Source organism: Spirillospora sp. NPDC127506 (assembly GCF_040302145.1).
In the GTDB taxonomy this organism is placed as follows: Bacteria; Actinomycetota; Actinomycetes; order Streptosporangiales; family Streptosporangiaceae; genus Spirillospora.
Map to the genome: position 1 here is coordinate 1 of NZ_JBEORG010000025.1, position 24,054 is coordinate 24,054.

General features: G+C 72.5%; 22 protein-coding genes and 1 pseudogene. 11 read left to right on the top strand and 12 right to left on the bottom strand.

Annotated features, from left to right (window positions below):
• Positions 1 to 428: 428 nt before the first annotated feature.
• Entirely contained in the window at positions 429 to 1,637 is a 1,209-nt protein-coding gene (gene hemW / locus ABTW95_RS22715) for a radical SAM family heme chaperone HemW (protein WP_500227319.1), read from the bottom strand.
• A 14-nt stretch (positions 1,638 to 1,651) separates the two neighbouring features.
• Positions 1,652 to 2,092, bottom strand: a complete 441-nt coding sequence (locus tag ABTW95_RS22720; protein ID WP_396445209.1) for an antitoxin YezG family protein — start codon at positions 2,090 to 2,092, stop codon at positions 1,652 to 1,654.
• A 163-nt stretch (positions 2,093 to 2,255) separates the two neighbouring features.
• Between ABTW95_RS22720 and ABTW95_RS22725 the strand changes: the two genes are divergently transcribed.
• The 3 genes from ABTW95_RS22725 to ABTW95_RS22735 all read left to right on the top strand — a co-directional run bounded on the left by ABTW95_RS22725 (position 2,256) and on the right by ABTW95_RS22735 (position 5,269).
• The gene (locus ABTW95_RS22725; RefSeq protein ID WP_396445210.1) at positions 2,256 to 3,152 is read left to right on the top strand and encodes a hypothetical protein; all 897 of its coding nucleotides are present in this window, start codon (positions 2,256 to 2,258) and stop codon (positions 3,150 to 3,152) included.
• A gap of 83 nt (positions 3,153 to 3,235) precedes the next feature.
• Positions 3,236 to 4,621, top strand: coding sequence for a hypothetical protein (locus ABTW95_RS22730; RefSeq protein WP_500227320.1), 1,386 nt, complete (start codon positions 3,236 to 3,238; stop codon positions 4,619 to 4,621).
• 141 nt (positions 4,622 to 4,762) lie between these two features.
• Entirely contained in the window at positions 4,763 to 5,269 is a 507-nt protein-coding gene (locus ABTW95_RS22735) for a DUF4870 domain-containing protein (RefSeq protein WP_396445212.1), read from the top strand.
• 21 nt (positions 5,270 to 5,290) lie between these two features.
• Here the strand turns inward: ABTW95_RS22735 and lepA are convergent, their stop codons facing one another.
• Positions 5,291 to 7,165, bottom strand: coding sequence for a translation elongation factor 4 (lepA, locus tag ABTW95_RS22740; protein WP_396445213.1), 1,875 nt, complete (start codon positions 7,163 to 7,165; stop codon positions 5,291 to 5,293).
• 205 nt (positions 7,166 to 7,370) lie between these two features.
• Between lepA and rpsT the strand changes: the two genes are divergently transcribed.
• Positions 7,371 to 7,640: a 30S ribosomal protein S20 gene (gene rpsT / locus ABTW95_RS22745; RefSeq protein ID WP_396445214.1), complete on the top strand. Its 270-nt coding sequence runs from the start codon at positions 7,371 to 7,373 to the stop codon at positions 7,638 to 7,640.
• A gap of 64 nt (positions 7,641 to 7,704) precedes the next feature.
• On the top strand, positions 7,705 to 8,241 hold the full coding sequence (locus ABTW95_RS22750) for an RNA 2'-phosphotransferase (RefSeq protein ID WP_500227321.1): 537 nt from the start codon (positions 7,705 to 7,707) through the stop codon (positions 8,239 to 8,241).
• On the opposite strand, the gene ABTW95_RS22755 is transcribed toward ABTW95_RS22750, so the two are convergent.
• On the bottom strand, positions 8,183 to 8,710 hold the full coding sequence (locus ABTW95_RS22755) for a hypothetical protein (RefSeq protein WP_500227322.1): 528 nt from the start codon (positions 8,708 to 8,710) through the stop codon (positions 8,183 to 8,185). The genes ABTW95_RS22750 and ABTW95_RS22755 overlap by 59 nt on opposite strands.
• A 69-nt stretch (positions 8,711 to 8,779) precedes the next feature.
• Between ABTW95_RS22755 and ABTW95_RS22760 the strand changes: the two genes are divergently transcribed.
• Together ABTW95_RS22760 and ABTW95_RS22765 are read left to right on the top strand one after the other, a co-directional pair.
• Positions 8,780 to 9,667, top strand: coding sequence for a LysR family transcriptional regulator (locus tag ABTW95_RS22760; RefSeq protein ID WP_500227323.1), 888 nt, complete (start codon positions 8,780 to 8,782; stop codon positions 9,665 to 9,667).
• The gene (locus tag ABTW95_RS22765) at positions 9,640 to 10,053 is read left to right on the top strand and encodes an SRPBCC family protein (protein WP_396445217.1); all 414 of its coding nucleotides are present in this window, start codon (positions 9,640 to 9,642) and stop codon (positions 10,051 to 10,053) included. The genes ABTW95_RS22760 and ABTW95_RS22765 overlap by 28 nt, the downstream gene beginning before the upstream one ends.
• Before the next feature lie 70 nt (positions 10,054 to 10,123).
• Here the strand turns inward: ABTW95_RS22765 and ABTW95_RS22770 are convergent.
• Both ABTW95_RS22770 and holA read right to left on the bottom strand, forming a co-directional pair.
• Positions 10,124 to 10,189 (bottom strand): annotated as a pseudogene (locus tag ABTW95_RS22770) (DUF5954 family protein); the annotation flags it as partial.
• A 43-nt stretch (positions 10,190 to 10,232) separates the two neighbouring features.
• On the bottom strand, positions 10,233 to 11,186 hold the full coding sequence (gene holA / locus ABTW95_RS22775) for a DNA polymerase III subunit delta (RefSeq protein ID WP_396445218.1): 954 nt from the start codon (positions 11,184 to 11,186) through the stop codon (positions 10,233 to 10,235).
• A gap of 441 nt (positions 11,187 to 11,627) precedes the next feature.
• On the opposite strand from holA, the gene ABTW95_RS22780 reads away from it, so the two are divergent.
• The gene (locus ABTW95_RS22780; protein WP_396445219.1) at positions 11,628 to 12,230 is read left to right on the top strand and encodes a TetR/AcrR family transcriptional regulator; all 603 of its coding nucleotides are present in this window, start codon (positions 11,628 to 11,630) and stop codon (positions 12,228 to 12,230) included.
• Positions 12,227 to 12,652, top strand: a complete 426-nt coding sequence (locus ABTW95_RS22785) for a thioesterase family protein (RefSeq protein ID WP_500227324.1) — start codon at positions 12,227 to 12,229, stop codon at positions 12,650 to 12,652. Before ABTW95_RS22780 ends, ABTW95_RS22785 begins: the two co-directional genes overlap by 4 nt.
• A 236-nt stretch (positions 12,653 to 12,888) precedes the next feature.
• Here ABTW95_RS22785 and ABTW95_RS22790 read toward each other — a convergent pair whose 3' ends face one another.
• The 3 genes from ABTW95_RS22790 to ABTW95_RS22800 all read right to left on the bottom strand — a co-directional run bounded on the left by ABTW95_RS22790 (position 12,889) and on the right by ABTW95_RS22800 (position 17,301).
• Positions 12,889 to 15,222, bottom strand: coding sequence for a ComEC/Rec2 family competence protein (locus ABTW95_RS22790; protein ID WP_500227325.1), 2,334 nt, complete (start codon positions 15,220 to 15,222; stop codon positions 12,889 to 12,891).
• Entirely contained in the window at positions 15,219 to 15,917 is a 699-nt protein-coding gene (locus tag ABTW95_RS22795; protein WP_396445222.1) for a ComEA family DNA-binding protein, read from the bottom strand. Before ABTW95_RS22795 ends, ABTW95_RS22790 begins: the two co-directional genes overlap by 4 nt.
• Positions 15,918 to 15,984: 67 nt before the next feature.
• Complete coding sequence (locus ABTW95_RS22800) at positions 15,985 to 17,301, bottom strand: MFS transporter (RefSeq protein ID WP_500227326.1); 1,317 nt, start codon at positions 17,299 to 17,301, stop codon at positions 15,985 to 15,987.
• Positions 17,302 to 17,367: 66 nt separating this feature from the next.
• Here ABTW95_RS22800 and ABTW95_RS22805 point away from each other — a divergent pair, with 66 nt between their 5' ends.
• Positions 17,368 to 18,117 (top strand): helix-turn-helix domain-containing protein, encoded by a 750-nt coding sequence (locus ABTW95_RS22805; RefSeq protein WP_500227327.1) that lies wholly within the window; start codon positions 17,368 to 17,370, stop codon positions 18,115 to 18,117.
• A 4-nt stretch (positions 18,118 to 18,121) separates the two neighbouring features.
• Here the strand turns inward: ABTW95_RS22805 and ABTW95_RS22810 are convergent, their stop codons facing one another.
• From ABTW95_RS22810 to hflX, 3 genes are all read right to left on the bottom strand, one after another.
• Positions 18,122 to 18,967 (bottom strand): DegV family protein, encoded by an 846-nt coding sequence (locus ABTW95_RS22810; protein WP_396445225.1) that lies wholly within the window; start codon positions 18,965 to 18,967, stop codon positions 18,122 to 18,124.
• 33 nt (positions 18,968 to 19,000) lie between these two features.
• Positions 19,001 to 20,215 carry an imidazolonepropionase gene (hutI, locus tag ABTW95_RS22815; protein ID WP_396445226.1) on the bottom strand — a complete coding sequence of 405 codons (1,215 nt, stop codon included), beginning with the start codon at positions 20,213 to 20,215 and terminating at the stop codon, positions 19,001 to 19,003.
• Positions 20,216 to 20,682: 467 nt separating this feature from the next.
• On the bottom strand, positions 20,683 to 22,125 hold the full coding sequence (hflX, locus tag ABTW95_RS22820; protein ID WP_500227328.1) for a GTPase HflX: 1,443 nt from the start codon (positions 22,123 to 22,125) through the stop codon (positions 20,683 to 20,685).
• Between the two features lie 230 nt (positions 22,126 to 22,355).
• Here hflX and aceB point away from each other — a divergent pair, with 230 nt between their 5' ends.
• Entirely contained in the window at positions 22,356 to 23,963 is a 1,608-nt protein-coding gene (aceB, locus tag ABTW95_RS22825) for a malate synthase A (protein ID WP_500227329.1), read from the top strand.
• The last annotated feature ends 91 nt before the right edge of the window (positions 23,964 to 24,054 follow it).

Genomic DNA, 24,054 nt, shown 5'->3' on the forward strand with positions numbered 1-24,054 from the left:
TACCTCGCCCGCGAACTCTTCAAAGCCCTCACCAGCACAAACACAACACACAACGCTCCACCCGCCACCGCTTGACAACCATAGAAGCATCCCGTCAGCGACGCAGGCGATCCTCGCGCCGCTGTTGCGGTCTGTCGTGCCTGTGACGGGCGTGCGCGGCGTCGCTGCGGTCGCCTGCGTCGCGCGGGCATGCCCGCTCCGGGCGCTAGAGCGCCCTCCGCGTGCCTGCCCGTGGCGCGGCGGCTGAGATTGACTTGCGGCATGTTGCCCCTCCCAGCAGCCCCAAAAGGGCAACACGCCGCAACTGAACGGCCAACACGCCGCACGGTGGCTGAGGTTGACTTGCGGCGTGTCGCCCCTCCCGGCGGGCCCATAGGGGTAACACGCCGCAAGTGAACGGCCGGCGCGCCTCGCAGTGGCCTATTGGTTCAGGTCAGGTCTCGGACTACCGCGTCGGCCAGTAGGCGGCCTCGTTGGGTTAGGACGGCTCTGCCTTCGGTGTAGGGGGCCTCTTCCAGGAGGTTCTCTTCGATCGCCTTGCGTACTGCCTTGTCGTCTAGGAGGGCGGTGGGACAGCCCTGGGCCAGGCGCAGTTCGAGCATGATGCGTTCGATGCGGCGGTCTTCGTCCGTCAGGATCTCTCTGGCGTGCGCCGGGGTGGTGCCTTCGGCCAGGCGGGATGCGTAGGCGGCGGGGTGCTTGACGTTCCACCAGCGGGTTCCGCCGACGTGGCTGTGCGCCCCCGGGCCGACGCCCCACCAGTCGGCGCCCGTCCAATAGAGCATGTTGTGGCGGCAGGCGGCGGTGGGGTCGGCGGCCCAGTTGGAGATCTCGTACCAGCGCAGGCCGTGGGCGGTGAGCATCTCGTCGGCGATGAGGTAGCGGTCGGCCATGGCGTCGTCGTCGGGGGGCGTGAGTTCGCCGCGTCGCACTTGGGCGGCGAGGCGGGTCCCCTCTTCGACGATGAGCGCGTACGCCGACACGTGGTCGGGTTCGGCGTTCAGCGCTGCTTCCAGGGAGGCCCTCCAGTCGTCGTCGGTCTCCCCCGGTGTGCCGTAGATGAGGTCGAGGTTGATGTGCTCGAAGCCCGCCTTGCGCGTCCACTCGACCACTTGGGGGACGCGGCCGGGGGTGTGGGTGCGCTCCAGGACCGCCAGGACGTGCTCGCGCGCGCTCTGCATGCCGTAGGAGATCCGGGTGAAACCGGCCTCGCGGAGCTCGGCCAGGTAGGGCTCGTCCACCGATTCGGGGTTCGCCTCAGTGGTGACCTCGGCGTCCTCGGCGAGCCCGAACTCGGCGTCGATGGCCGCCAGGACGCGGCCCAGGTCGTCCGGCGGAAGCAGGGTGGGCGTGCCGCCGCCCACGAAGACCGTCTCGACGGCGAGATCGGCGTCCCCGAGGACGCGCCGGGCCATCCGCACCTCGCTGATGGCGGTGTCGGCATAGGAGTCGCGGCTCGCGCCGGGGCCCAGCTCCGTCGCCGTGTAGGTGTTGAAGTCGCAGTACCCGCAGCGCGTCACGCAGAAGGGCACATGGACGTAGAAGGCGAAGGGGCGGTCCCCCAGGCCCTGCAGGGCGCTGGCGGGCAGGGCGCCGTCGGAGGGGACGGGGTCGCCGTCGGGCAGCGTGGATGGCACCCTTCGAGTCTGCCTCAGACCTCGTCGAGCTTCGCCCGCAGCCAGTCGGGGATGTGGGCCTCGGAGCGGGGGAAGCGGTCGAGGTCGAGGGCGTAGGCGGACGGGGTGAGGGGCGGGGTGAACTCCGGCTCCCCGTCGTAGTCGAACTCGGCGCTGAAGCGGCCCGAGCGCTCGATCCGGAGGCGCGCGGTGAACCAGGCGCCCTTGCCGTTCCGGTACATGACGCGGCGCAGCTCGTCCATCCTGCCGATGGCCTGGCCGGGCGGGATCGCGGTGCGCCGCCCGCCGTCGGCGTCCTCGACCTCGAACGACGCGCTGTCGATGCCGACGGTCGCGCGGAACTCGAAGTCGAGCCGCTCCCAGCCGTCCGGGGCGGCGGAGCGCAGCGCGCGGACGGCGCCGTTCACCGTCTCCCGCTCCTTCGCGGAACGCAGAACCTGCTCGGGGTGGGTCACGCGCTACCTCCGGGAGGTCGGGTCGGGACCGTCTGGCCGCCGTCTCCGACCGTACCGACATACGCGCCGAGGTCGAGCAACCCCCGCCGTGTCGTCGGGAAACCACCCGCCGGGCGGCCGGAATGGAGCGTGCCGACCCTCTTGGGTGGATAATGTCGTCGGGATGGTGGACGAGGGTGCGGACGAGCGGGGACGCGCGCCGGCGCGGGTGCTGCTGCGGGGCGGGCCGGACGGCTGGCACTGCGTGGTGGTCGACGCCGCCGGCGGCGAGCGGCGTTCGGACTTCCCCGGCGCGGGGACGCGCTGGTCGACGGGCGCGGACGGCGATCCCGAGCCCCCGTGGTGGCGGCGCCGGCTCGCCGAGACGGCCGAGGGGCTGCGGGAGGCGGTCGCCGAGCGGCTGACCGACGCGACGTTCCGGGCCCTCGGCGTGGAGGCCGTGATCACCTGGTTCGCGGTGGACGAGCCCGTGGAGTGGGAGGGCCTGGTCACGCTGCGGGAGGCCGATCCGGCGCGGTTCCCCGGCCGGGTCGCGCCGTTCGTGATCACGCTGGAGCCGGGGCGCGGGGCGCTGCTGCCGGACGCGAGCCTGCTGTTCTCCACCCGGGCCGCCGACGCGTGGACGACGCTCGCCGCGGTCGCCGAGCGCTGCGGCACCCGCCCGCCGAAGGCGTCGCTGCTGTGCGGGTGGGCCGACCACCGCAGCGTGCGGGTGGGGCGCGGGACGCTCGCGCTGTCCACCGACCGCGGCGAGGACGGCGTGGAGCGGCTCGCGGAGATCTGCGGGAAGCGGTCGCCCGGCTGGAGCGGCAACCCGGAGATGCGGTTCCGGCTGGACGGCGTCGACCTGCTCGACGAGCCCGCCCGGGACGTCGTCGCGCTGCTGCGGGAACTGGGGCACGACGTCGTCCGGCGGGGCCGGGCGGTCCGGCTGGCGGCGTCCGGCCTCACGCTGTACGGACCCGACCGGCCCGGCGAGGCGGAGCGGTTCACGGCCGTGTCGCTGCAGCAGCCGGCGGGCCGCGCGGCGCTCCGCGTCCCGCACCGCAGCCGCGTCTGAGGCGGGGCGCCTCACGGAGCCGACACCGGCGGGCGACCGCGCCGTCACCGGAACGCGACCCGGCCGCCCTAGCTTCCCTGATCATGAGAAGCCGTGCGCGTCATGCCGTGCTCGCCGCCCTCGCCGGCGCTCCCCTCGCCCTCGCCGCCCCGCCCGCCCACGCCGCCGCGTCCGGCGCGATCACCGTCCACCGCGGCGGGCCCGCCGCGTCGCTGGCGTTCACCGCCCGCCGCGCCGGGGAGGCCGTGATCTCCTTCGCCGCGTCCGCCCCGGGCGTCTCGTGGGTCAGCGAGGGCGCCGAATCCGCCGTCGTGTCGGTCGCGGTGGACGGACGCCACGTGACCGACCTCGTGGTCCCCTCGTCCGACCCGATCCCGCGGAGCCTCGGGCTCGGGCACGTCGGGAAGGGCCGCCACAAGGTGGCGATCCGCTTCGCGGAGGGCGGCGCGCCCGCCGCGCGCAGCGTCACCCTGCGCCGCACCGCGGTGCGGGTGTCGGACGCGGTCGCCCTCCGCCACGCGCCGATCGTCGTCGGCCGGACGGGCTGGCCCTTCGGCGACCCCTACCAGAACGCCGTCACCGACACCCCGCTCATCGCCTGGCACGAGACGCGGGCCGCCGCCACGCCCGGGCACCGCGTCATCGAGTACTCGGTGGTGTGGAGCAACGAGGACGGCGGCACCGACACGCCCGCGCTGATGGCCCGCTGGGGCCGGACCGCCGACATCGAATGGGTCTACCGCGTCGAGGTGGACGCGTCCGGGAACCGGGTCGACGGAACCGCCGTTTACCAGGCGCCCCTGCACCTCACGCTCAAGTTCACCGGCCGCTACGAGGGCGACCACCCGGTGCTGCAGACGTGCACGTCCAACAACAACATGTGCGACGTGATCTCGCCGGATCCGCCGCTGCGCTTCCTCCTCGACGCGTCCCAGACCCGGCCGGAGGGCCGCGCCCGCGAGGTCGTCATGGACCGCGAGCCGTGGACGTACCGGGTCGCGGCGCAGGAGATGGTGCGGGAGGGGAAGATCGAGAGCCCGTCCGACCCGGCGACGCGGGCGGTCGGCGACCCGCGCACGTACCTTTTCGCGGAGTTCGCCAAGACGACCGGCGCGGCCACCGGGTGGGGGTCGGCGCCGGGTGTGGCGCTCGGGGTCCGGCTGAAGTCCGACCCGTCGAAGCCGTACCGGTCCGACCACGGCGAGCCGGCCTGGGCGATCGACCGTGACGGCGCCGTCGCCACCACCGTCGAGCTGCCTGAGGGGGCGCGGATCTCCGACATCGCGAGCATCGAGGCCGTCCGCACCCCGACCGGGTTCGGGGACAACGGCGCGGCGGTGACGGTCACGTCCGTGAACCGGGCGTTCTTCCTGGACGAGTCGTACCTGCCGCGGCCGTCGTCCGTCGCGTGGACGGGCTCGGTCACGCTCACACCCGCGAACCCGTCCGCGGTGATCTGGCGGCCCTGACGAGGCGGCCCCGCCCCGGTGGCGCGAAACGGCCACGGGGCGGGCGGCCGCGGGGAACCCGTCCGAACTCTTCAGGCGTCGAAAGCGTCATACACTTCGCGCAATAGCTCGCACAGCGAACTAGAGGAGAGGACGTCCGCCATGGCCTACGGGCCTCCCCCGTCGCCCGGCCGAGGGCAGCAGCCCGGACGGCAGCCGCAGCAGGCCCCCTGGCAGCAGCCCGGCAACGCCTGGCAGCAGCCCCGGCAGCAGCCCGGCGCGGCCTGGCAGCAGCCCCAGCAGGGCGGGCGCACCGCCCAGATGCCCGGACACTACGGGCCCGTCAGCCACGACGACCGGACGTGGTCGCTCATGGCGTACGTGGGCCAGTTCCTCGTCGGCGCGGTCGCACCGGCCATCGTCTTCTTCGGCAAGCCCGGCTCGCCGTTCGTCCGGCGGCACGCCGCGCAGGGCCTCAACATGGGCATCGCCGCGATCACCGTGTGGTTCGTGTTCGGGCCGCTGTCCCTGCTCGTCGACTTCTTCATCTGGGTGCCGCTGCTGTTCACGGCCGCCGTGATGTTCTTCCTCGTCTACGCGGGACGGGCCGCCAACCGAGGCGAGTTCCGCCGCGTACCGGCCGTGGTGGCGTGGCCCATCCTGAAGTAGGGCCGCGCCGGGCCGGCGCTACTACTTCCTGCCCTTGTCGGCGTCGCCGCCCCCCGTGGAGAGGGCGGCGACGAAGGCCTCCTGCGGGACGTCCACCCGCCCGATGGTCTTCATGCGCTTCTTGCCCTCCTTCTGCTTCTCCAGGAGCTTGCGCTTGCGGGAGATGTCGCCGCCGTAGCACTTGGCGAGGACGTCCTTGCGGATCGCGCGGATGTTCTCCCGGGCGATGATCCGGGCGCCGATCGCCGCCTGGATGGGCACCTCGTACTGCTGCCTCGGGATGAGCTCCTTCAGCTTCGAGGTCATCATCAGCCCGTACTCGCGGGCCTTGTCGCGGTGGACGATCTGGCTGAACGCGTCCACCGACTCGCCCTGCAGCAGGATGTCGACCTTCACGAGGTCGGCCTCCTGCTCGCCGCTGGGCTCGTAGTCGAGCGAGGCGTAGCCGCGGGTCCGCGACTTCAGCTGGTCGAAGAAGTCGAAGATGATCTCGGCGAGCGGCAGCGTGTAGCGGATCTCGACGCGGTCCTCCGAGAGGTAGTCCATGCCGAGCAGCGCGCCGCGGCGGCCCTGGCACAGCTCCATGATCGCGCCGATGTGCTCGGCCGGGGACAGCAGCGTCGCCTTCACGACCGGCTCGTACACCGCGCCGACCTTGCCCTCGGGGAACTCGCTGGGGTTGGTGACGGTGTGCTCCGTCCCGTCCTCCATGACCACCCGGTACACGACGTTCGGCGCGGTCGAGATCAGCGAGAGGTCGAACTCGCGCTCCAGCCGCTCCCGGACGATCTCCATGTGCAGCAGGCCGAGGAACCCGCAGCGGAACCCGAACCCGAGCGCCGCCGACGTCTCCGGCTCGTAGACCAGCGCGGCGTCGTTCAGGCGCAGCTTGTCGAGCGCGTCCCGCAGCTCCGGGTACTGGTCTCCGTCCACCGGGTACAGGCCGGAGAACACCATCGGCTTCGGGTCGCGGTAGCCGCCGAGCGGCTCGGGCGCCGGGCGGGACGCGCCGGTCACGGTGTCGCCGACCCGCGCCTGCCGGACGTCCTTCACCCCGGTGATCAGGTAGCCGACCTCGCCGACGCCGAGGCCCTGCACGGGCTCCGGCTCGGGGGAGATCACGCCGACCTCCAGCGTCTCGTGCGCGGCCCCGGTCGACATCATCAGGCTCTTCTCGCGGCGGGACAGGTGCCCGTCCACGATCCGCACGTAGGTGACGACGCCCCGGTAGGTGTCGTACACCGAGTCGAAGATCAGCGCGCGGGCGGGACCGTCCGGGTCGCCGACCGGCGCCGGCACCTCCTCGACGATCTTGTCGAGCAGCTCGCGGACGCCCTCGCCGGTCTTGCCCGACACGCGCAGCACGTCCGACGGGTCGCAGCCGATGATCCCGGCCAGCTCCTCGGCGTACTTGTCCGGCTGCGCCGCCGGGAGGTCGATCTTGTTCAGCACCGGGATGAGGTGCAGGTCGGCCTCCAGCGCCAGGTACAGGTTCGCGAGCGTCTGCGCCTCGATGCCCTGCGCGGCGTCCACCAGCAGGACCGCGCCCTCGCACGCCGCCAGCGACCGCGACACCTCGTAGGAGAAGTCGACGTGCCCGGGGGTGTCGATCAGGTTCAGGACGTGGTCGACGCCGCCGGACGTCCAGGGCAGCCGGACGGCTTGGCTCTTGATCGTGATGCCGCGCTCACGCTCGATGTCCATGCGGTCGAGGTACTGGGCGCGCATCCGGCGCTCCTCGACCACACCCGTCAGCTGCAGCATCCGGTCCGCGAGAGTCGACTTGCCGTGGTCGATGTGCGCGATGATGCAGAAGTTGCGGATGATCGCGGGATCGGTCTTGTCGGGCTGAGGCGCTGGCACCGGGGTCCGTTCGCAAAACTCACTGGTGGGCATGGATGGATGTGCTTCCATAGTCCCATGCCGGGCGCGGTGCTCCGTGCACGGCCCGGTTTGGGGCGGGCACCGGTGATTGGTAAGCTGTGCGACTGCGTGTGGCGTAGCGTCGTGCCCGGGGGGCACCGTCCGCCCCCGTTCAGACATTCCGTTGGAGCCTGCCGGTGAGCAGGCGTGGATCGCTACCAAGCTGAGGCACTACGACGTGGCTAACATCAAGTCCCAGATCAAGCGCAACAAGCAGAACGAGAAGGCCCGCCTGCGCAACAAGGCCGTCAAGTCCGAGCTGAAGACGGCGATCCGCAAGTTCCGCGAGGCCGCCGAGGCCGGCAACGTCGACGACGCGATCGCCGCGCAGCGCCTCGCCGCGCGCAAGCTGGACAAGGCCGTCAGCAAGGGCGTCATCCACAAGAACCAGGCCGCCAACCGCAAGTCGGCGATCGCCAAGCAGGCCGCCGCCCTGCAGTCCGAGTAACCACCGCACGCCCGGGGCCGGCCGCATGCGCGCCGGCTCCGACGCATTTCCGGGGCCGATGTCCATGGACGAACGCCGCATGGTGAAGATCTCCAAGTATCTCGCCAAGCACCTGCGGCACCGCCCCGAGCGGATCGGTCTCTCCCTTTCGCCGGAGGGCTGGGCGGACGTCGCCGAACTGCTCGCCGCCGCCTCACGGCACGGTTTCGCCTTCACCCGCTCCGAACTGGAGCACGTGGTGGAGGCCAACGACAAGAAGCGCTATGAACTGGACGGCGACCGGATACGGGCCGTCCAGGGGCACTCGATCCCGGTCGAGCTGAACCTGCCCGCCGTGCCTCCGCCGGAGTTCCTCTACCACGGCACCGCCGGCCGCTCCGTGGACGCGATCCTGCGCGAGGGGCTGCAGCCGATGGACCGGCACGCCGTCCACCTCTCCCCCGACCGCGAGACGGCCCGGCGCGTCGGCGCCCGCCGCGGCCGGCCGGTCGTCCTCACCGTCGAATCCGGGCGGATGGCCGCCGACGGGCACGAGTTCCGGGTCAGCGCGAACGGCGTGTGGCTGGCCGGGTCCGTCCCGCCGGAATATCTTCGCGAATGACCTCGGCGGCCGCCCAGTCGGGCACGTGCCGCACCCAGTCCGGGCCTCCGCGCGGCCCGAACAGGTACCGGTGGGGCACGATCCCGCGGATGGCCCGGTGCACGTCCAGCCGGTCGTCGATCATGTGGGTGATGCCGAGTTCGGCGCAGTGCCGCGCCTTCTCCGCCCGCTTCCGGCAGAACCGGACGTTCGTCCTGGGCAGGCCCGTCCTGGCGTAGAAGTCGTGGTGGTCGAGCCACGCCAGGGTCCTTTCCCGTATGCGGTCACCGCATTTGGAGATGATCCAGGCGCGCCCTTCGAAAGCCTCGATGAGCCCGGGCAGCACTTCGTAGACGCCTTCGGTCGCCGGCGACGCGAGCGCCTCTTCGAAGCTTCCGTCCAGGAAGGCAGTGTCATCGTCGCCCGGGGCCAGAAGTCCCCCGTGAATGACGCGGCCGAAGTCGATGCCGAGCCGAGGTTCGATGTCCATGCCTCAACTCTCGACCCCCCATCCCTAAAGCAGAACTATTAATAGCCACTCCAGCTATAGTTCGTATCTATGGATTTGAGCCGCCTCTCCACGGACGCGCTCGCCTCGTTCGCCGTCTTCGCAGACCACCTCAACTTCACCCGCGCCGCCGACGAGCTCCACATCTCGCAGCCCGCCCTCCACGTCAAGGTGCGGAAACTCGCCGAGACCCTCGGCCGCCCGCTCTACACCAGGCACGGGCGCCGCCTGGCCCTGACCCCGGCCGGCGAGCAGGTCGCCCGTTTCGCCCGCGACCTCGACGCCCGCGTGGCGGCGTTCCTCGCCGAGGTCGGCGGCACGGCCGCGTCCCGCGCGCCCGTGCTCGCCGCCGGGGAGGGCGCCTACCTGTACCTGCTCGGCGACGCCGTCCGCCCGGGGGTCCGCCTGATCAACGGCGACCGCGCCCGCACCCTCGCCGCCGTCCGCACCGGCCGCGCCGACGTGGGCGTCGCCGTCCTGGACGTGCTGCCGTCCGACGTGGAGACCGAGCTGCTCGCGTCCTACCCGCAGACCCTCGTCATGCCGGACGACCATCCCCTGGCCGCCGAGCCGCGCCTCGCCCTCGCCGACCTCGCGGGGACGAGCCTCATCGTCCCGCCGCCGGCCGGCCCGCACCGCGTCACGCTGGAGCGCGCGCTGCGCGCCGCCGAGGTCCCCTGGTCGCTCGCGGTCGAGGCCGAGGGCTGGCCGCTCATGCTCCACTTCGCCTCGCTGCGGATCGGCCTGGCCGTGGTGAACGGCTGCGTCCCCCCGCCGCCCGGCCTGACCGCGCGCGAGATCATCGACCTGCCCGCCGTCCCCTACTACGCTCTGCATCTGCCGGGCCGGGCGGACGACCCCCTGGTCGCCGACCTTCTGTCCGCCGTCCGCAGAGCTGTGAGGAGTACACCGTGCATTTCGAGATCTCAGTTGACATAGACGCCACCCCCGAGACCGTCTGGAACCTCCTGAAGGACGTCGAGCGGTGGCCCGAGATGACCGATTCGATCGACCGCGTCGAAGTTCTCGACAAGCCGTTCGGCCTTTCCAGCCGGGCGCGCGTCCACCAGCCGAAGCTGCCCGCCGCCGTGTGGACGGTCACCGCTTTCAAGGAGAACGAGACCTTCACCTGGGAGTCCCGGTCGCCCGGCGTCACCACCACGGCCGCGCACGACATCGTCCCGAACGAGAAGGGCGTGACCGCTCGCCTGACCCTCGACCAGAAGGGTCCTCTGGCCCCGCTGATCGGCCTGCTGACGGGCCGTTTGAGCCGCCGCTACGTGACCATGGAGGCCAACGGCCTGAAGGCCAAGGCCGAGCAGTGACGCCGCCTGGCGCCGATGCCCCTCGGCCGGCGCCGCAGGCGGCGGGATTGTCGTAGCGTTCCCGGTCGGACGGCCTCGGCCCTTCCGGACCGTCCGACCCGACCCGCGCCATCCGGGAGACCCGCACGGCGCCGAACCGGCGCCCCGCTCACGGCCCCGTCGTCGCACAGCCGATGCGGTCAGCCCCGGGCGGCGACGATGGCGGCGACGGTCTTCTCCAGCGCGTACGCGGGGTCGGCGGCGCCGCCCTTGACCTGCTCGTCGGCTTCGGCGACGGCCGCGAGCGCCCGCGCGACCCCGTCCCCGGACCAGCCTCTCAGCTGCTTCTGCACCCGGTCGATCTTCCACGGCGGCATGCCCAGCTCCTTCGCCAGCGCCGCGCCCCGCGCTCCTCTCGGCGCGCCGCCGACCTTCGCCAGCCCCCGCACCCCCTGGGCGAGCGCGCTGACGATCAGCACCGGCGCGACGCCCGTGGCGAGCGCCCACCGGAGCTGCTCCAGCGCCTCGGCGAGCCGCCCCTCGATGGCCTTGTCCGCCACCGTGAACCCGCTGACCTCCGCGCGCCCCCGGTAGTACCGGGCGACCGCGGCGTCGTCGATCTTCCCACCGGTGTCGGCGACCAGCTGGCTGCACGCGGACGCCAGCTCCCGCAGGTCGTTCCCCACCGCGTCGATCAGCCCCCGCGCCCCGTCCGCGGAGATCTTCCCGCCCGCCCGGCGGATCTCGGCCCGCACGAAGTCGACCCGCTCCCCCGCCTTCGTCACCTTGGGACACGAGATCTTGCGCGCCTTGAGCTTGGTGAGCCCGTCCACCAGCGCCTTCCCCTTGGCCCCACCGGGATGGACCGCCACCAGCACGACTTCTTCCGCCGGGTTCCCGGCGTACTTGAGCACCTCGGCCGTCAGGTCCTTCCCCAGATCCTGCGCCGACCGGATGACGAGCACCTTCCCGCCCCCGAACAGCGACGGCGACGTCAACTCCGAGATCCGCCCCGGCTCAAGCCCCCCGGGCGCCAGGTCGATGACCTCCACCTCCGGATCCTCCGCCCGCGCGGACGCGACGACCTCCCCGATCGCCCGCTCCACGAGCAGCTCTTCGTCCCCGATCACCAGCACAACCGACTCGACCGCCACACCAGCAGCATGCCACGCCCCAGGACGGGCTCAGTACCGCCGAGCAGCACCGTGACGCCCTCCGCGTGCCGCGTCCGGAGGCTCCCGCCGCAGCCGGTAGAGGGACCCGGGTCCTGGGCCATCCCGGCTCATCGAGTAGGGGCGTCCTGGACGCGGCGGCAGTCGGGGGTCGGGCCCCGCGGATCGGCGCTGTGCGCGCCCGACCGACCCTGTATCTCCCGCAGCGCTTCGTCCCGCCGGCCGGCATGCCGCCAGTGCACGTCGGCCAGCTCGAAGCAGAGCGATCGGGAGTGCCTGAAAGCCTACGCCGCCGTGCTGCAGATGACAGCGTGGGCTGATGGCTGAACACCGCCGGACCCCGGCGGCCACTGTGAGACCTCCTCCCGACTGCGAGCCGACCCGCTCTTGTACTGCGGTTTACAGACCTGTAAGTTAACCCGCGTGTCGAAGTGGTCGATGAGCGGCGAGCGAATCCTGGAGGTGGCCGCGGCGCTCTTCTACGCGGAGGGGATCGGCGCCATCGGCGTCGATCGTGTGGTCGAGGAGTCCGGGGTCTCCAAGCCGACCTTGTACGCGCAGTTCGGCTCGAAGGCGGGCTTGATCGCTGCCGTCCTGGATCGTCGCCGCGAGCAGCGGCAACAAGCAATCGGCGCGTATCTGGCGGACGCCGTCGATCCACCCGCGAGCCAGGTCCTGCGGTTGTTCGACTGGTTCGCCATCGGCCACGCCAAACCGGGGTTCCGCGGGTGTCCGTTCACCAACGCCGCCGCCGAGCTGCCCGACCCCGAGCACCCTGCGCGCCAGGTCATCGCGGAGTACAAGGCCTGGCTTCGTACGGTGCTGACCGACCTGGCCGAGGAAGACGGGCTGCCCGACCCACCGTGGTGGGGCTCGACCCTGGCACTGCTGATCGACGGCGCGAACGCCCGCGTCGTCACCACCGGCGACACCACGGCCATCCAGGACGCCCGCCGCACCGCCGCGGCGCTCATCGCCGCCGCGCCCGCCCTGCCCCTGCCCGTACCCGCCGAGGAGAACCGTTGAAAGAGACCCTGCAGCCCGGACTGACCCACACGATGACCTACGTCGTTCCGGCGACCCGCACGGTGCCGCACCTGCTGCCCGAATCAGGCGACTTCGCCGCCATGCCGCACGTACTGGCCACCGGCTACCTGGTCGGGATCGTGGAGTGGGCCTGCATCGAGACGGTGAAGGGTCACCTCGAGGACGGCGAGATCACCCTGGGCACCCACGTCGACCTCTCCCATCAGGCGCCGACCGTCCCGGGGTCGACCGTGACCATCGAGGTCACGCTGACCGGCGTCGAGGGACGAGCCCTGACCTTCGGCGTCACCGCCCGTGACGATCACGCCGTGATCAGCACCGGCAGCCACCGGCGTGGCGTGGTCAACCACGACCGCTTCGTGAGTCGGCTGCCGCACCCGCAGGTCGGAGCCCGTCGATAAGCCGGCGAGTGTTCGACACCCACCTCCACATCATCGATCCCGCCCACCCACTGGTCGAGAACGGCGGGAAGTCAGGAGGTAGAGGGACGCCAGGGTTGCGGTGCCCGCCAGCGCGTAGGTGAGTTTCGGGGAGAGACCCAAGGTCACGCCGTCCACCAGCTTGCGGGCGAGGTTGAGCGTGCCGGCCCCGGCGCCCCTGTAGGCACGTCGGGTTGTTGATGGCGCGTTGGGGGCGGTCAGTTGCGGGTGATAGCTGTGATGGTGGTTGCGGTGCGGACTATGGCTATGTCTCCTTCCTGGTCGGTGCGGTGGATTTGGGTGTGGAGGCGGCGCAGGAGGGCGAGGGTCGCGGGTGAGGGGTGGCCGTAGTCGTTGTGTTCGCCGACTGAGATCAGCGAGATGGCGGCGTGCGCGGCGGCCAGGAAGCCCGGGTCCTGGCTGCGCGAGCCGTGATGCGGGACTTTCAGGACGTCGACGCGGGGAACGGCCGCTTCCAGGGCGCGTTGGGCGTCCGTTTCGATGTCGCCTGCGAGGAGGGCGCTGAAGCCTGGTTTGCGGGCGACGAGGACGACGCTCGCATTGTTGATCGCGGTGCCGTCGTCCTCCGGTGAGAGGGGTCGGGCGGGGCCGAGCGGGGCCAGGATCGAGAGCGTCAGGTCGCCGATGCGCCATCGCTGGCCCGGTTCGGCGGGGCGGGAACTGAGGCCCGAGGTGTAGCGGGCCTCGCGGCCCGAGGTGGCAGGGGTCGTGAGGACCTGGTGGACCGTGCGGTGGCGGCGGACGCCGGACGTGCCGTTGATGTGGTCGGCGTGCGGGTGGGTCAGGATCAGGAGCGGGACGTCCGTCACGTGGAGACGCCGCAGGCAGCGATCGACCGGGCCCGGCTCCGGGCCGGTGTCGATGACGACGGCCCGGCCCGGGCCGGCGGACAGCGCCAGTGCGTCGCCTTGTCCGACGTCGCAGGCGACCATCTGCCAGCCGGGGGGCGGCCAGCCGGGCGACAGCGCGCGCATGGCGATGACGCCGGCCAGTACGCCGGTCATGGCGGCGGCAGCGATCACGCGGAGGCGGCGGCTGCGCAGGATCAGGACCGCTGCCGCGCCGGCCGCGAGGAGGGTCGCGGCGCCGAGGGCTCCGCCCGTCCAGGGGAGGGTCGCGTAGGGCAGCGCGGCGGCGGTGCGGGCGACCCGGATGATCCAGCCGACGGCGAGGCCGGCGGGCCACACGATCAGCCGGGCGAGGGGCAGCGAGACGAGGGCCGTCACGGTGCCGAGCGCGCCGAGGAGGGTCGCGGGGGCGACGGCGGGCGCGGCCAGCAGGTTCGCGAAGACGGACACCACGCCCACCTCGCCGGAGAGCATCACCAGGACCGGCGCCACCGCGACCTCGGCGGCGGCCGTGACGGCGAGGGCGTCGGCGAGGGGACCGGGCAGCCGGCGGGAGAGCCGTTCCCGCCACGGCGGCGCCAGGACCAGCAGCCCGGCCGTCGCGAGGACCGAGAGCGCGAACCCGTACGAGCGCGCGAGCCCGGGATCGATCAGGACGAGGAGCAGGACGGCGGCCGCCAGCGCGGGAAGCCCCTGGCGTTCCCGGCCGGTGAACAGCGCCAGCAGGCCGATGAGGCCCATGACCGCCGCCCGCAGGACGCTCGGTTCCGGCCGCGCGACGAGGACGAAGGCCGCCACCGCGACGACGGCCACGGGCGGGGCGCGGCGGCGGCCGAGGCCGGTGAGGCGGCACAGCCCGGCCACCGCGCCGACGACGATCGCCAGGTTCGCTCCGGAGACGACGAGGAGATGGGTGAGCCCCGCGGTGCGGAAATCCGCCGCGAGCGCGGGGTCGAGGCGGGAGGTGTCGCCGACGACCATGGCGGGCAGGACTCCGCGCCGGTCGGGCGGCAGGCGGTCCACGGCCGCCCGCAGCTTCGCCCGCACGCGCTCGGCGGCGCGCTGCGGCGCGGACGGCGGACCGAGGACGTCGGGCGGCCCCCGGACGATCACGACCGCGGCGAGGAGACCGCCGCCCTCGGGCCGCACGAACCGCCCGCGCAGCCGCACCCGCTGGCTGGGGATGAGGCGCAGCCAGCGCGGGTCGGCCGCGATGAGCAGCACCGGGACGCGGACCTCGGCATGCCGCACCGCCTCCGCCCGCGCGCGAACAATGATCATGCGTCGGGCGTGGCCGGGTTTCTCCTGCGGATCGCCGGTCACCACCGCCTCGGCCGTCGCGAACCGTCCGGTGCGTGCGAGGTCGTGCACCGGACCGCCGGCCACGGCCGTCGCCCGGAGCGCCACCCCGCACGCCGACGCCGCCGCGCACGCCAGCATGACTCCGACGACGATCCGCCGCCCGCTCGGCCCACCGCCGCCCCGGTCACGACGGCACCGCCCGCCCGATCCCGCATCCGTACGTTCTTCGCCGGGGCTGCGGCGGGAAGTCAGGAGGAAGAAGGAGGCCAGGGCTGCGGTGCCCGCCAGCGCGTAGGTGAGTTTCGGGGAGAGGCCCAAGGTCACGCCGGCCGTCAGCCAGGTGGCGAGGGCGGGGATCAGCAGGCGGATGTCGCGGGTCACACGCGGACCATGGGTTTCAGGTCGGCGAACCGGTGGGCGCCTATGCCGCTGACCTCCTGGAGTTGCTCGACCGAGCGGAAACCGCCGTGCTGGGTGCGGTAGGCGACGATGCGCTGGGCGAGCACGGGGCCCACGCCGGGGAGGTCGTCGAGCTGGTCGGGGGTGGCGGTGTTCAGGTCGAGCGGTGTGCCGGGCGCCCCGGAGGCGGACGCGGCGGGTGCCGGCGCGGGCGTGGGGCGCGGGACGCCGACCGGGATCTGTTCGCCGTCCACCAGCTTGCGGGCGAGGTTGAGCGTGCCGGTCCCGGCGCCCCGGCGGACGCCCCCGGCCGCCTTGATCGCTTCGGCGACCCGGGACCCGGACGGCAGCGTGACCACACCCGGGTGCCTGACCTTGCCGAGGACGTGGACGACCACCGAGGACGCCGCCGCCGGGGCCGCGGACGCGGTGGGCCGCGGGTCGGTGAGCGCGGCGCTCGCCATCGGGGCCGCGGACGCCTGCGGGCGCGGGCGCGCGAGCCACAGGTAGCCCGCGGCCACCAGGGCCGCGACCACGCCGATGAGGACGAGCGTCCGGACGTGGGACCGGTCGGGCGTCGCGCGTAAGCGGGCGGCCGGGGGCGCGTCGGACGGCGGGGAGGGCGGCTTCAGCCGTCCCATCAAGGTGTGCAGGCGGTCGTGCGGGTCGGGTCTCATGCCGTCCGACGCTAGGGAGGCGCGGCGCCCCGTCGCGGCACGTTGAGCAATTGTGGATAACTCTGCGTCAGTGGCGCCCCGTGGCGGTGCGGGCGGCGGCAGCGGCCGGCACCAGGAGGCCGGCGATGAGCACCGTGACGCGCCGCAGCGAGTCCGGGTCGGAGAGGTACACGCCGCCGAACACGGCGATCGCGAGGACGTTCGCCAGCAGCGCGCCGGTGTTCGTCAGCGCGGAGACCGCCGATGCCCTCGCAGGCCCCACCGCACCCGCGACGCGGTCGACGAGCGGGCTGAACCCGGCGGCGTGCCCCGCGCCCGCGACGTACAGGAGCGGAACCGAGAGCAGCGCCGGCCAGCCGTTCTCAGTCAGGACGGCCAAGACCAAGACGGCGATGGCGAAGGACAGCAGGCCGGCCGAGGGAAGCTTCGTCCGCAGCGGAAAGCGGGTCCAGCCCAGGCCCACGGTGGCGAACCCCATCGTGTACGGGACGAACGTGAGCCCGGCCCGCAGCGGTGAGAAGCCGAGGACGTCCTGCAGATACAGCGCGAGCGTGAACAGGAACCCCGCGTAGGCGCCCATCACCGAGCAGGCGGCGAACAGGCCGGGCCGGACGGACGGGCTCCGGAACACGGAGAGGTCCAGCAGCGGAGACGCCGCCCTCAGCTCGTAAGCGCAGAACACCCCCAGCAGGGCGCAGCCGACCGCCAGGGACGGCCATGTCCAGACAGGCCAGTGCTGTTCCCTCCCGAGCACGAGCGGCACCACGAACGCGGCCATCCCGCACGAGAGCAGCGCCACGCCCACGAGGTCCAGACGCGTTTCCTTCGTAGGTTCCGGAGGCATCACCCGCGGCCCTATGACGAGCAGCAGTGCGCCGATGGGGACGTTGACCAGGAAGATGGGGCGCCAGCTCCCGCCGAGGGTCACGATGACCCCTCCCATGACCTGCCCCAAGGCGACCCCCAGCGCCAGGACCATCGAATAGAGCCCGAGCGCACGTGCTCGGGCGGTCCCGTCGAAAGCCAACTGGATGAGGGAGAGCACCTGCGGCAGCAGCATCGCGGCCGACGCGCCCTGGCACACCCTCGCGGCGACGAGCACGGCGCCGTTCGGTGCCAGCCCGCACGCCAGGGACGCGGCGGTGAATCCGAACAGCCCGAAGAAGAACATCGCGCGGTATCCGCACTTGTCCCCCAGGCGCGCGCCCGTGACGACCAGTACGGCCAGGGCGAAGCTGTATCCGCCCGTGACGAGTTGCAGCAGCGCCCCAGACGAATGCAGCCCCTCCGCGATGTTGGGCATCGCCACCGCCACGATGGAGCCGTCCATCGAGACCATCGTCTGCCCTGCGAGCAGGACCACCAGCAGCCATCGTCCGACCATTCGGCGAGTCTCCATCGAGGCCGCCGGGAACGCTTGAAGATGTTTGTCCTGCGTACGATGGCGACCATGCGCCAGTCGACGCCTGTGGCCGTGACGGACGATTTCGCCGTCCACACGGTGCGCTGCACGGATCACCGGCCCGGCTGGTCGGAACCGGAGCCGTTCACCGGCCACCAGGTCGTCCTGGTCAGGCGGGGACGGTTCCGCATGCGCTCGCGCCGGGGACGCGCGGTGATCGACCCCACGATGGGCTACGCGCAGGCTCCGGACGAGGAGGGCCAGTTCGCGCACCCCGCGGGCGGTGACGTGTGCACCGCCATCACCCTCTCCCCCGATCTATGGCGTGGAGAGTCCGGCATGGTCAGGGTCGGGGCGCGCGCGGACGTCGCCCATCGCCTCCTCCTGCGCGCCGGTCCCGACGCCGCCTACCAGGCGGCCGAACACCTGCTGAGCCTGCTCGACCACCTGAGCCTGGACGACGCGCGGGGAACGCGTCGCGCACTGGTGGACGAGGCCCGCGAGGCCATCGTCAGCGGCCATCCCCAGGCGTCCGGGCTCGTCCCGCTGGCGCGGTTCCTGGACGTCTCGCCGTCCCACCTGAGCCGGACGTTCCGCCGCCAGACCGGCATGTCCGTCACCCGCTACCGCAACCGGGTCCGGGTGAGCCGCGCGCTCGACCGCATCGAGCGGGGCGAGCGCGACCTGGCGGGCCTTGCCGCCGATCTCGGTTTCGCCGACCACGCGCACCTCACCCGGACGGTGAAGGCGGAGACGGGCCACCCACCGGCCGCTCTCCGCCGGCTCCTCACGGCCTGACCCGTCAGAGCTGGGGCGCCACCACGACGCCGAGCATGCCGGGGCCGACGTGGGCGCCGATGACCGGGCCCACCTCGCCGACGTAGACGTCCTCCACGCGGGGGATGCGTTCGCGCAGGCGCGCGGCGAGCGTTTCGGCGCGGGACGAGGCGAACAGGTGCTGGACGCCCAGGTCGACCTTGCGGTCGCCGGCCTCGGCGACGGCCAGCTCTTCGAGCCGGGCCAGCGCGCGCGTGGACGTGCGCACCTTCTCCAGCGGCGCTATCCGCCCGTCGGCGATGTCCAGGAGCGGCTTCACCATGAGCGCCGACCCCAGGAGCGTCGCGGCGGCGCCGATCCGGCCGCCGCGCCGCAGGTGCTCAAGGGTGTCGACGTAGATGAGGGACCGGGTGAGTTCCGCCCGGCGGGACGCGGCGGAGGCGGCCTGCTCGGCGGTGCCGCCGGCGAGGGCGGCGGCGGCCGCGGAGAGCGCGGCGAAACCGAGCCCCATCCCGATGGTGCCGGTGTCGACGACGGTCACGGGCACGGGCGCGTCGCGGGCGGCGAGGCGGGCGGCCTCGACGGTCCCGGACAGGGCGGCCGACAGGTGCACGGAGACGACGTGGGCCGCTCCGGACGAGGCGGCGGCCTTGTAGACGTCGGCGAAGCGTTCGGGCGCCGGGCGCGACGTGGTGATGGGGCGCCATTCCTTCAGCGCCTGCGCGGCCTCGGCGGCGCTGATGTCGCCTTCGTCGCGGGTGGCGCCGCCGACGGCGATCTGCAGCGGGACGACGGTCAGCCCGTGCCGTCCGGCGAGCCCGGCGGGGAGGTAGGCGGTGGAATCCGTGACGACCGCGACCGCACTGCCCATGGTGGCGACCCTACCCGCCGCCGGGGAGGCGCGTCAGGGCTGGACGGGCACGCCGCCGCGCCAGATGCGCAGCGCCCGGAGCCCGAACGCCCACGCGAACGCGCCCTCGTGGTCGGCGTCCCACAGGACGATGTCGGCGAGCATGCCGGGGGCGAGGGAGCCGCGGTCGCCGACGCGCAGCGCGGCGGCGCCGCCGAGGGTGGCGGCGCGCAGCGCCTCGGTGACGCTGAGCCCGAACATGGCGACGGACAGCCCGATGACGAGCGGCATCGAGGTGATGCCGCACTGCCCGGGGTTGTGGTCGGTGCCGAGCGCGACGGTGACGCCGCGGTCGAGCATCTGCCGGACGGGCGCGGGCGAGCGGCTGCTGTTCAGGGCGCTGCCGGGGCAGACGGTGGCGGTGACGCCGGCGTGCGCGAGGGCCTTGATGTCGTCGTCGCTGGCCTGGGTGAGCAGGTCGGCGGACGCGCAGCCGACCTCGGCGGCGACCTGCGCCGCGCCGATGCGCTCGTTGGCGCAGGCGTGCATGCGGGCCTTCAGCCCGGCGCGCTTGCCGGTGAGCAGCAGGGCGCGGGCCTCCTCGGCGGTGAAGTGGCCCTCGTCGCAGTAGACGTCGATCGAGTCGGCGCCGGCGACGGCGGCGTCGCCGGCCCACAGCCGGACGGCCTCGATGTAGTCGCGGCGGCGGCCGAAGAACTCGGGCGGCAGGATGTGCGCGGCGAGGAACGTCGCGTGGATGCGCGGCATGGACGGCTCGCCCTCCAGCGACCGCAGCATCCGGATGTCGGCGAGCTCGCCGTCGCGGGTGAGGTGGTAGCCGGTCTTGGCCTCGACGGTGGTGGTGCCGGCGAGGATCCACTGGCGGAGCCGTTCGCGGACGCCGTTGCACAGCGTCCAGGGGTCGGTGCCGCGGGTGACGGTGACGGTCGAGTTGACGCCGCCGCCCGCCGCGGTGATGGCGGAGTGCGACGACCCGCTGGTGCGCATGGCCAGTTCGGCCCAGCGGTTGCCCGCGTAGACGGGGTGGGAGTGCGCGTCGATGAGGCCGGGGGTGACGAGGCCGCCGCCGAGGTTCTCGACGTGGTCGACGTCCACGATGTCGTCGATGATGCCGGGGACGCTCTGCGGGAGGTCGGATGCGGGCCCGGCCCAGACGATCCGGTCGTCGTGGATGAGGACCGCGGCGTTGCTGCAGACGTCGGTGCCCGTCCAGAGCCTGCCGATGTTCGTCAACAGCCGTACCGTCATAGGGTCACCGACCTGAGAGGAGCCGTGCGCGGTGCCGCGCGGGATGGCGCTGGAGGGGGCCGCCCGCCCTCATTCCAGTGTTCGGACCTGCCATGGCCACCTGCTCTCGATCCGAAACACCGACTGGGTGCCGGCGATCAAGCTCACCGTTGGAGGGTCGGGTGGCCGGACGACCACCGCTGGCAACGAGACCGGAGATATCGGTTTCGTCACGGTAGTGCACCGAAGGCCCGTCCGACAACCTTTCGTCGCAGCGCATCGACAGCCATCACCCCGCCCCTAGCTCTATGACCGTACGGATTTCAACCGCACCGTCAAGCGGATTGGACAAGCTGTCACCGTTCGGCGACCGAGATGGCCCTTCTGCCGGTTTCGGTCGTGTCCGAGGGGCGCGATCCGGGCCGCGGTGAACGCCCGGCCTCCGGGTTTCCCCGGAGACCGGGCCGGTTTCGGGCCGCCGGAAGGGGTCAGGCCGTCGGGGAGACGGTCTCGTACTGCGCGAGCTCGCCGGCGAGGCCCGCCGGGACCCGCGCGTGCAGGACCGTGCCCTCCGCGACGTGGTCCTGCTTGAGCACCTCGCCGCGCTCGTGCACCTGGGCGACGAGGTCGCCGCGCTCGTACGGGACGAGGACGTGCAGCTCGCTCTCCAGCCCCGGCAGGTCGGCCTCGATGGCCGCGCGCAGCTCGTCGATGCCGAACCCGGTGCGGGCGGAGACGACGACGCTGTGCGGCTCGCGCCGCTGCAGCCGCGCGAGCGCGAGGTCGTCGGCCGCGTCCGCCTTGTTGATGACGATGATCTCCGGGATCCGGTCCGCGCCGATCTCGCGGAGCACTTCGCGGACGGCGTCGATCTGGGCCTCGGGGTCGGGGTCGGAGCCGTCCACGACGTGCAGGATCAGCCCGGCGTCGGTGACCTCCTCCAGCGTCGACCGGAACGCCTCGACGAGCTGGTGCGGCAGGTGCCGCACGAACCCGACGGTGTCGGCGAGGGTGTAGGCGCGGCCGCCGGGCGTCTCGGCGCGCCGGACGGTCGGGTCGAGGGTGGCGAACAGCGCGTTCTCCACCAGCACCCCGGCGCCGGTGAGCCGGTTGAGCAGCGACGACTTGCCCGCGTTGGTGTAGCCGGCGATGGCGACGGCGGGCACCTGGTTGCGCCGGCGCTCGCCGCGCTTGGTGTCGCGCGCCTTGGACATCTCGGCGATCTGCCGGCGCAGCTTGGCCATCCGGGTGCGGATCCGCCGCCGGTCCAGCTCGATCTTGGTCTCGCCGGGGCCGCGGCCGCCGATGCCGACGCCGCCCGCGGCGCGCCCGCCGACCTGCCGGGACAGGTTGCCGCCCCAGCCGCGCAGCCGCGGCAGCAGGTAGTCGAGCTGCGCCAGCTCGACCTGCGCCTTGCCCTCGCGGCTCTTGGCGTGCTGGGCGAAGATGTCCAGGATCAGCGCGGTCCGGTCGATGACCTTGACCTGGACGGTCTCCTCCAGGTGCCGCAGCTGGCTCGGGGCCAGTTCGCCGTCGCAGATGACGGTGTCGGCGCCGGTGGAGATCACGACGTCGCGCAGCTCCGCGGCCTTGCCGGAGCCGATGTAGGTGGCCGGGTCGGGGCGGGACCGGCGCTGGACGAGCCCCTCGAGCACCTGCGAGCCCGCGGTCTCGGCGAGCAGCGCCAGCTCGCGCAGGGAGTTCTCGGCCTCCTCGGCCGTCCCGTCCGTCCACACGCCCACGAGGACGACCCGCTCCAGGCGCAGCGCGCGGTACTCGACCTCGGTGACGTCGGTCAGCTCGGTGGACAGGCCCGCGACGCGTCGCAGCGCCCGCCGGTCCTCCAGGTCGAGCTCACCCGTCATGGGCTCGTACTCGAACTCGTCCTGGAGCTCGAAGTCTGTCTGGTCTGAAGAGAAAGGTTGAGTCATATGTCCTCGGTAGAACGCCGCCTCGCGGCCGTATCTTCCCGGCGATGGTCTCACGCACCTTCCCCGCGGGTCACCCGGTTATCCCCATGGTTTCCGCTCTGGGTTGACGTAAGCGCACGCGGGGAGGTGCACCGGTACCCGCTTTGACCGGGCCTCGCGGTGCCGAGTACCGTCTCCACGTAACAGAAGTCGAATTTCGCGATACGGAAATCGTACGAAAGGGCAGGCAGATGGCTGGACTGGAAGGCATCGAGGTCACCGGACCCCTCGGCGATCGGTACGAGGAGATCCTGACCCCCGAGGCGCTCGGCCTGCTCGCCGCCCTCCAGCGCGAGCTGGGCGCCCGCCGCAAGGAGCTGCTGGAGGCCCGCGCCGCGCGCCAGCGCGAGCTGTCGGCGGGCGGGACGCTGGACTTCCTGCCCGAGACCGCGCACATCCGCGAGGACGGCTCGTGGCGCGTCGCCGACCCGGCGCCCGGCCTGGTGGACCGCCGCGTCGAGATCACCGGCCCGACCGACCGGAAGATGACGATCAACGCGCTCAACTCGGGCGCGAAGGTGTGGCTGGCCGACTTCGAGGACGCCAACACGCCGCTGTGGAACAACATGATCGAGGGCCAGCTGAACCTGCGGGACGCCCTCGACCGCACCATCGACTTCACCGACGAGAAGACCGGCAAGACCTACGCGCTCAAGGACGACGAGGAGCTCGCGACCATCGTCGTGCGGCCGCGCGGCTGGCACATGGAGGAGAAGCACCTCCTCGTCGACGGCGAGCCCATGTCCGGGTCGCTGTTCGACTTCGGCCTCTACTTCTTCCACTCGGCGCGGCGCCAGCTGGCCAAGGGCAAGGGGCCGTACTACTACCTGCCGAAGATGGAGAGCCACCTTGAGGCGCGGCTCTGGAACGACGCGTTCAACCTCGCCCAGGACCACCTGGGCATCCCGCGCGGCACCATCCGCGCGACCGTCCTGATCGAGACGATCCCCGCCGCGTTCGAGATGGAGGAGATCCTCTACGAGCTGCGCGACCACTCCGCGGGCCTGAACGCCGGCCGCTGGGACTACCTCTTCTCCGTCATCAAGAAGTTCCGCGACCGGGGCGCCGCGTTCGTCCTGCCGGAGCGCAACGCCATCACGATGACCGCGCCGTTCATGCGCGCCTACACCGAGCTGCTCGTCCGGACGTGCCACAAGCGCGGCGCGCACGCGATCGGCGGCATGGCGGCGTTCATCCCGTCCCGCCGGGACGAGGAGGTCAACAAGGTCGCGCTGGAGAAGGTCCGCGCCGACAAGACCCGCGAGTCCGGCGACGGCTTCGACGGCTCCTGGGTCGCCCACCCCGACCTGGTCCCGGTCTGCCGCGAGGTGTTCGACGGCGTCCTCGGCGACAAGCCGAACCAGCTCGACCGGCTCCGCGAGGACGTCGACGTCACCGCGGCCGACCTGCTCAACGTCAAGGACACCCCGGGCGAGATCACCGAGGCGGGCCTGCGCAACAACATCGACGTGGCGCTGCGCTACCTCGCCACCTGGCTGGACGGCGCCGGCGCGGTCGCGATCCACAACCTGATGGAGGACGCGGCCACGGCCGAGATCTCCCGCTCCCAGGTGTGGCAGTGGATCTACAACGGCGTCTCCACCGCCGAGGGCAGGAAGATCACCAAGGAGTGGGTCGAGCAGCTCCTGGACGAGGAGCTCGGCAAGATCCGCGCCGAGCTCGGCGAGGCGTACAACGAGCCCCGCTACAACGAGGCCGTGGCCCTCTTCAAGGAGGTCACCCTGGCGGACGAGTACTCGGAGTTCCTCACCACCCCGGCCTACCAGCGGTTCCCGTGATCGCGTAAGGCGCCGCCCCGGCGGCCCGGCCTCGGTCGCCGGGCCGCCGGGGCACCTCATCGGCCGCCGCGGCGCATCCCGCGCACCGCGG

Coding starts and splice junctions, on each gene's coding strand:
- ABTW95_RS22725 (WP_396445210.1), top strand. CDS start 2,256: ATGGTGGACGAGGGTGCGGACGAGCGGGGACGCGCGCCGGCGCGGGTG.
- ABTW95_RS22730 (WP_500227320.1), top strand. CDS start 3,236: ATGAGAAGCCGTGCGCGTCATGCCGTGCTCGCCGCCCTCGCCGGCGCT.
- ABTW95_RS22735 (WP_396445212.1), top strand. CDS start 4,763: ATGGCCTACGGGCCTCCCCCGTCGCCCGGCCGAGGGCAGCAGCCCGGA.
- lepA (WP_396445213.1), bottom strand. CDS start 7,165: ATGCCCACCAGTGAGTTTTGCGAACGGACCCCGGTGCCAGCGCCTCAG.
- ABTW95_RS22750 (WP_500227321.1), top strand. CDS start 7,705: ATGGACGAACGCCGCATGGTGAAGATCTCCAAGTATCTCGCCAAGCAC.
- ABTW95_RS22755 (WP_500227322.1), bottom strand. CDS start 8,710: ATGGACATCGAACCTCGGCTCGGCATCGACTTCGGCCGCGTCATTCAC.
- ABTW95_RS22760 (WP_500227323.1), top strand. CDS start 8,780: ATGGATTTGAGCCGCCTCTCCACGGACGCGCTCGCCTCGTTCGCCGTC.
- ABTW95_RS22795 (WP_396445222.1), bottom strand. CDS start 15,917: ATGAGACCCGACCCGCACGACCGCCTGCACACCTTGATGGGACGGCTG.
- ABTW95_RS22800 (WP_500227326.1), bottom strand. CDS start 17,301: ATGGTCGGACGATGGCTGCTGGTGGTCCTGCTCGCAGGGCAGACGATG.
- ABTW95_RS22805 (WP_500227327.1), top strand. CDS start 17,368: ATGCGCCAGTCGACGCCTGTGGCCGTGACGGACGATTTCGCCGTCCAC.
- ABTW95_RS22810 (WP_396445225.1), bottom strand. CDS start 18,967: ATGGGCAGTGCGGTCGCGGTCGTCACGGATTCCACCGCCTACCTCCCC.
- hutI (WP_396445226.1), bottom strand. CDS start 20,215: ATGACGGTACGGCTGTTGACGAACATCGGCAGGCTCTGGACGGGCACC.
- hflX (WP_500227328.1), bottom strand. CDS start 22,125: ATGACTCAACCTTTCTCTTCAGACCAGACAGACTTCGAGCTCCAGGAC.
- aceB (WP_500227329.1), top strand. CDS start 22,356: ATGGCTGGACTGGAAGGCATCGAGGTCACCGGACCCCTCGGCGATCGG.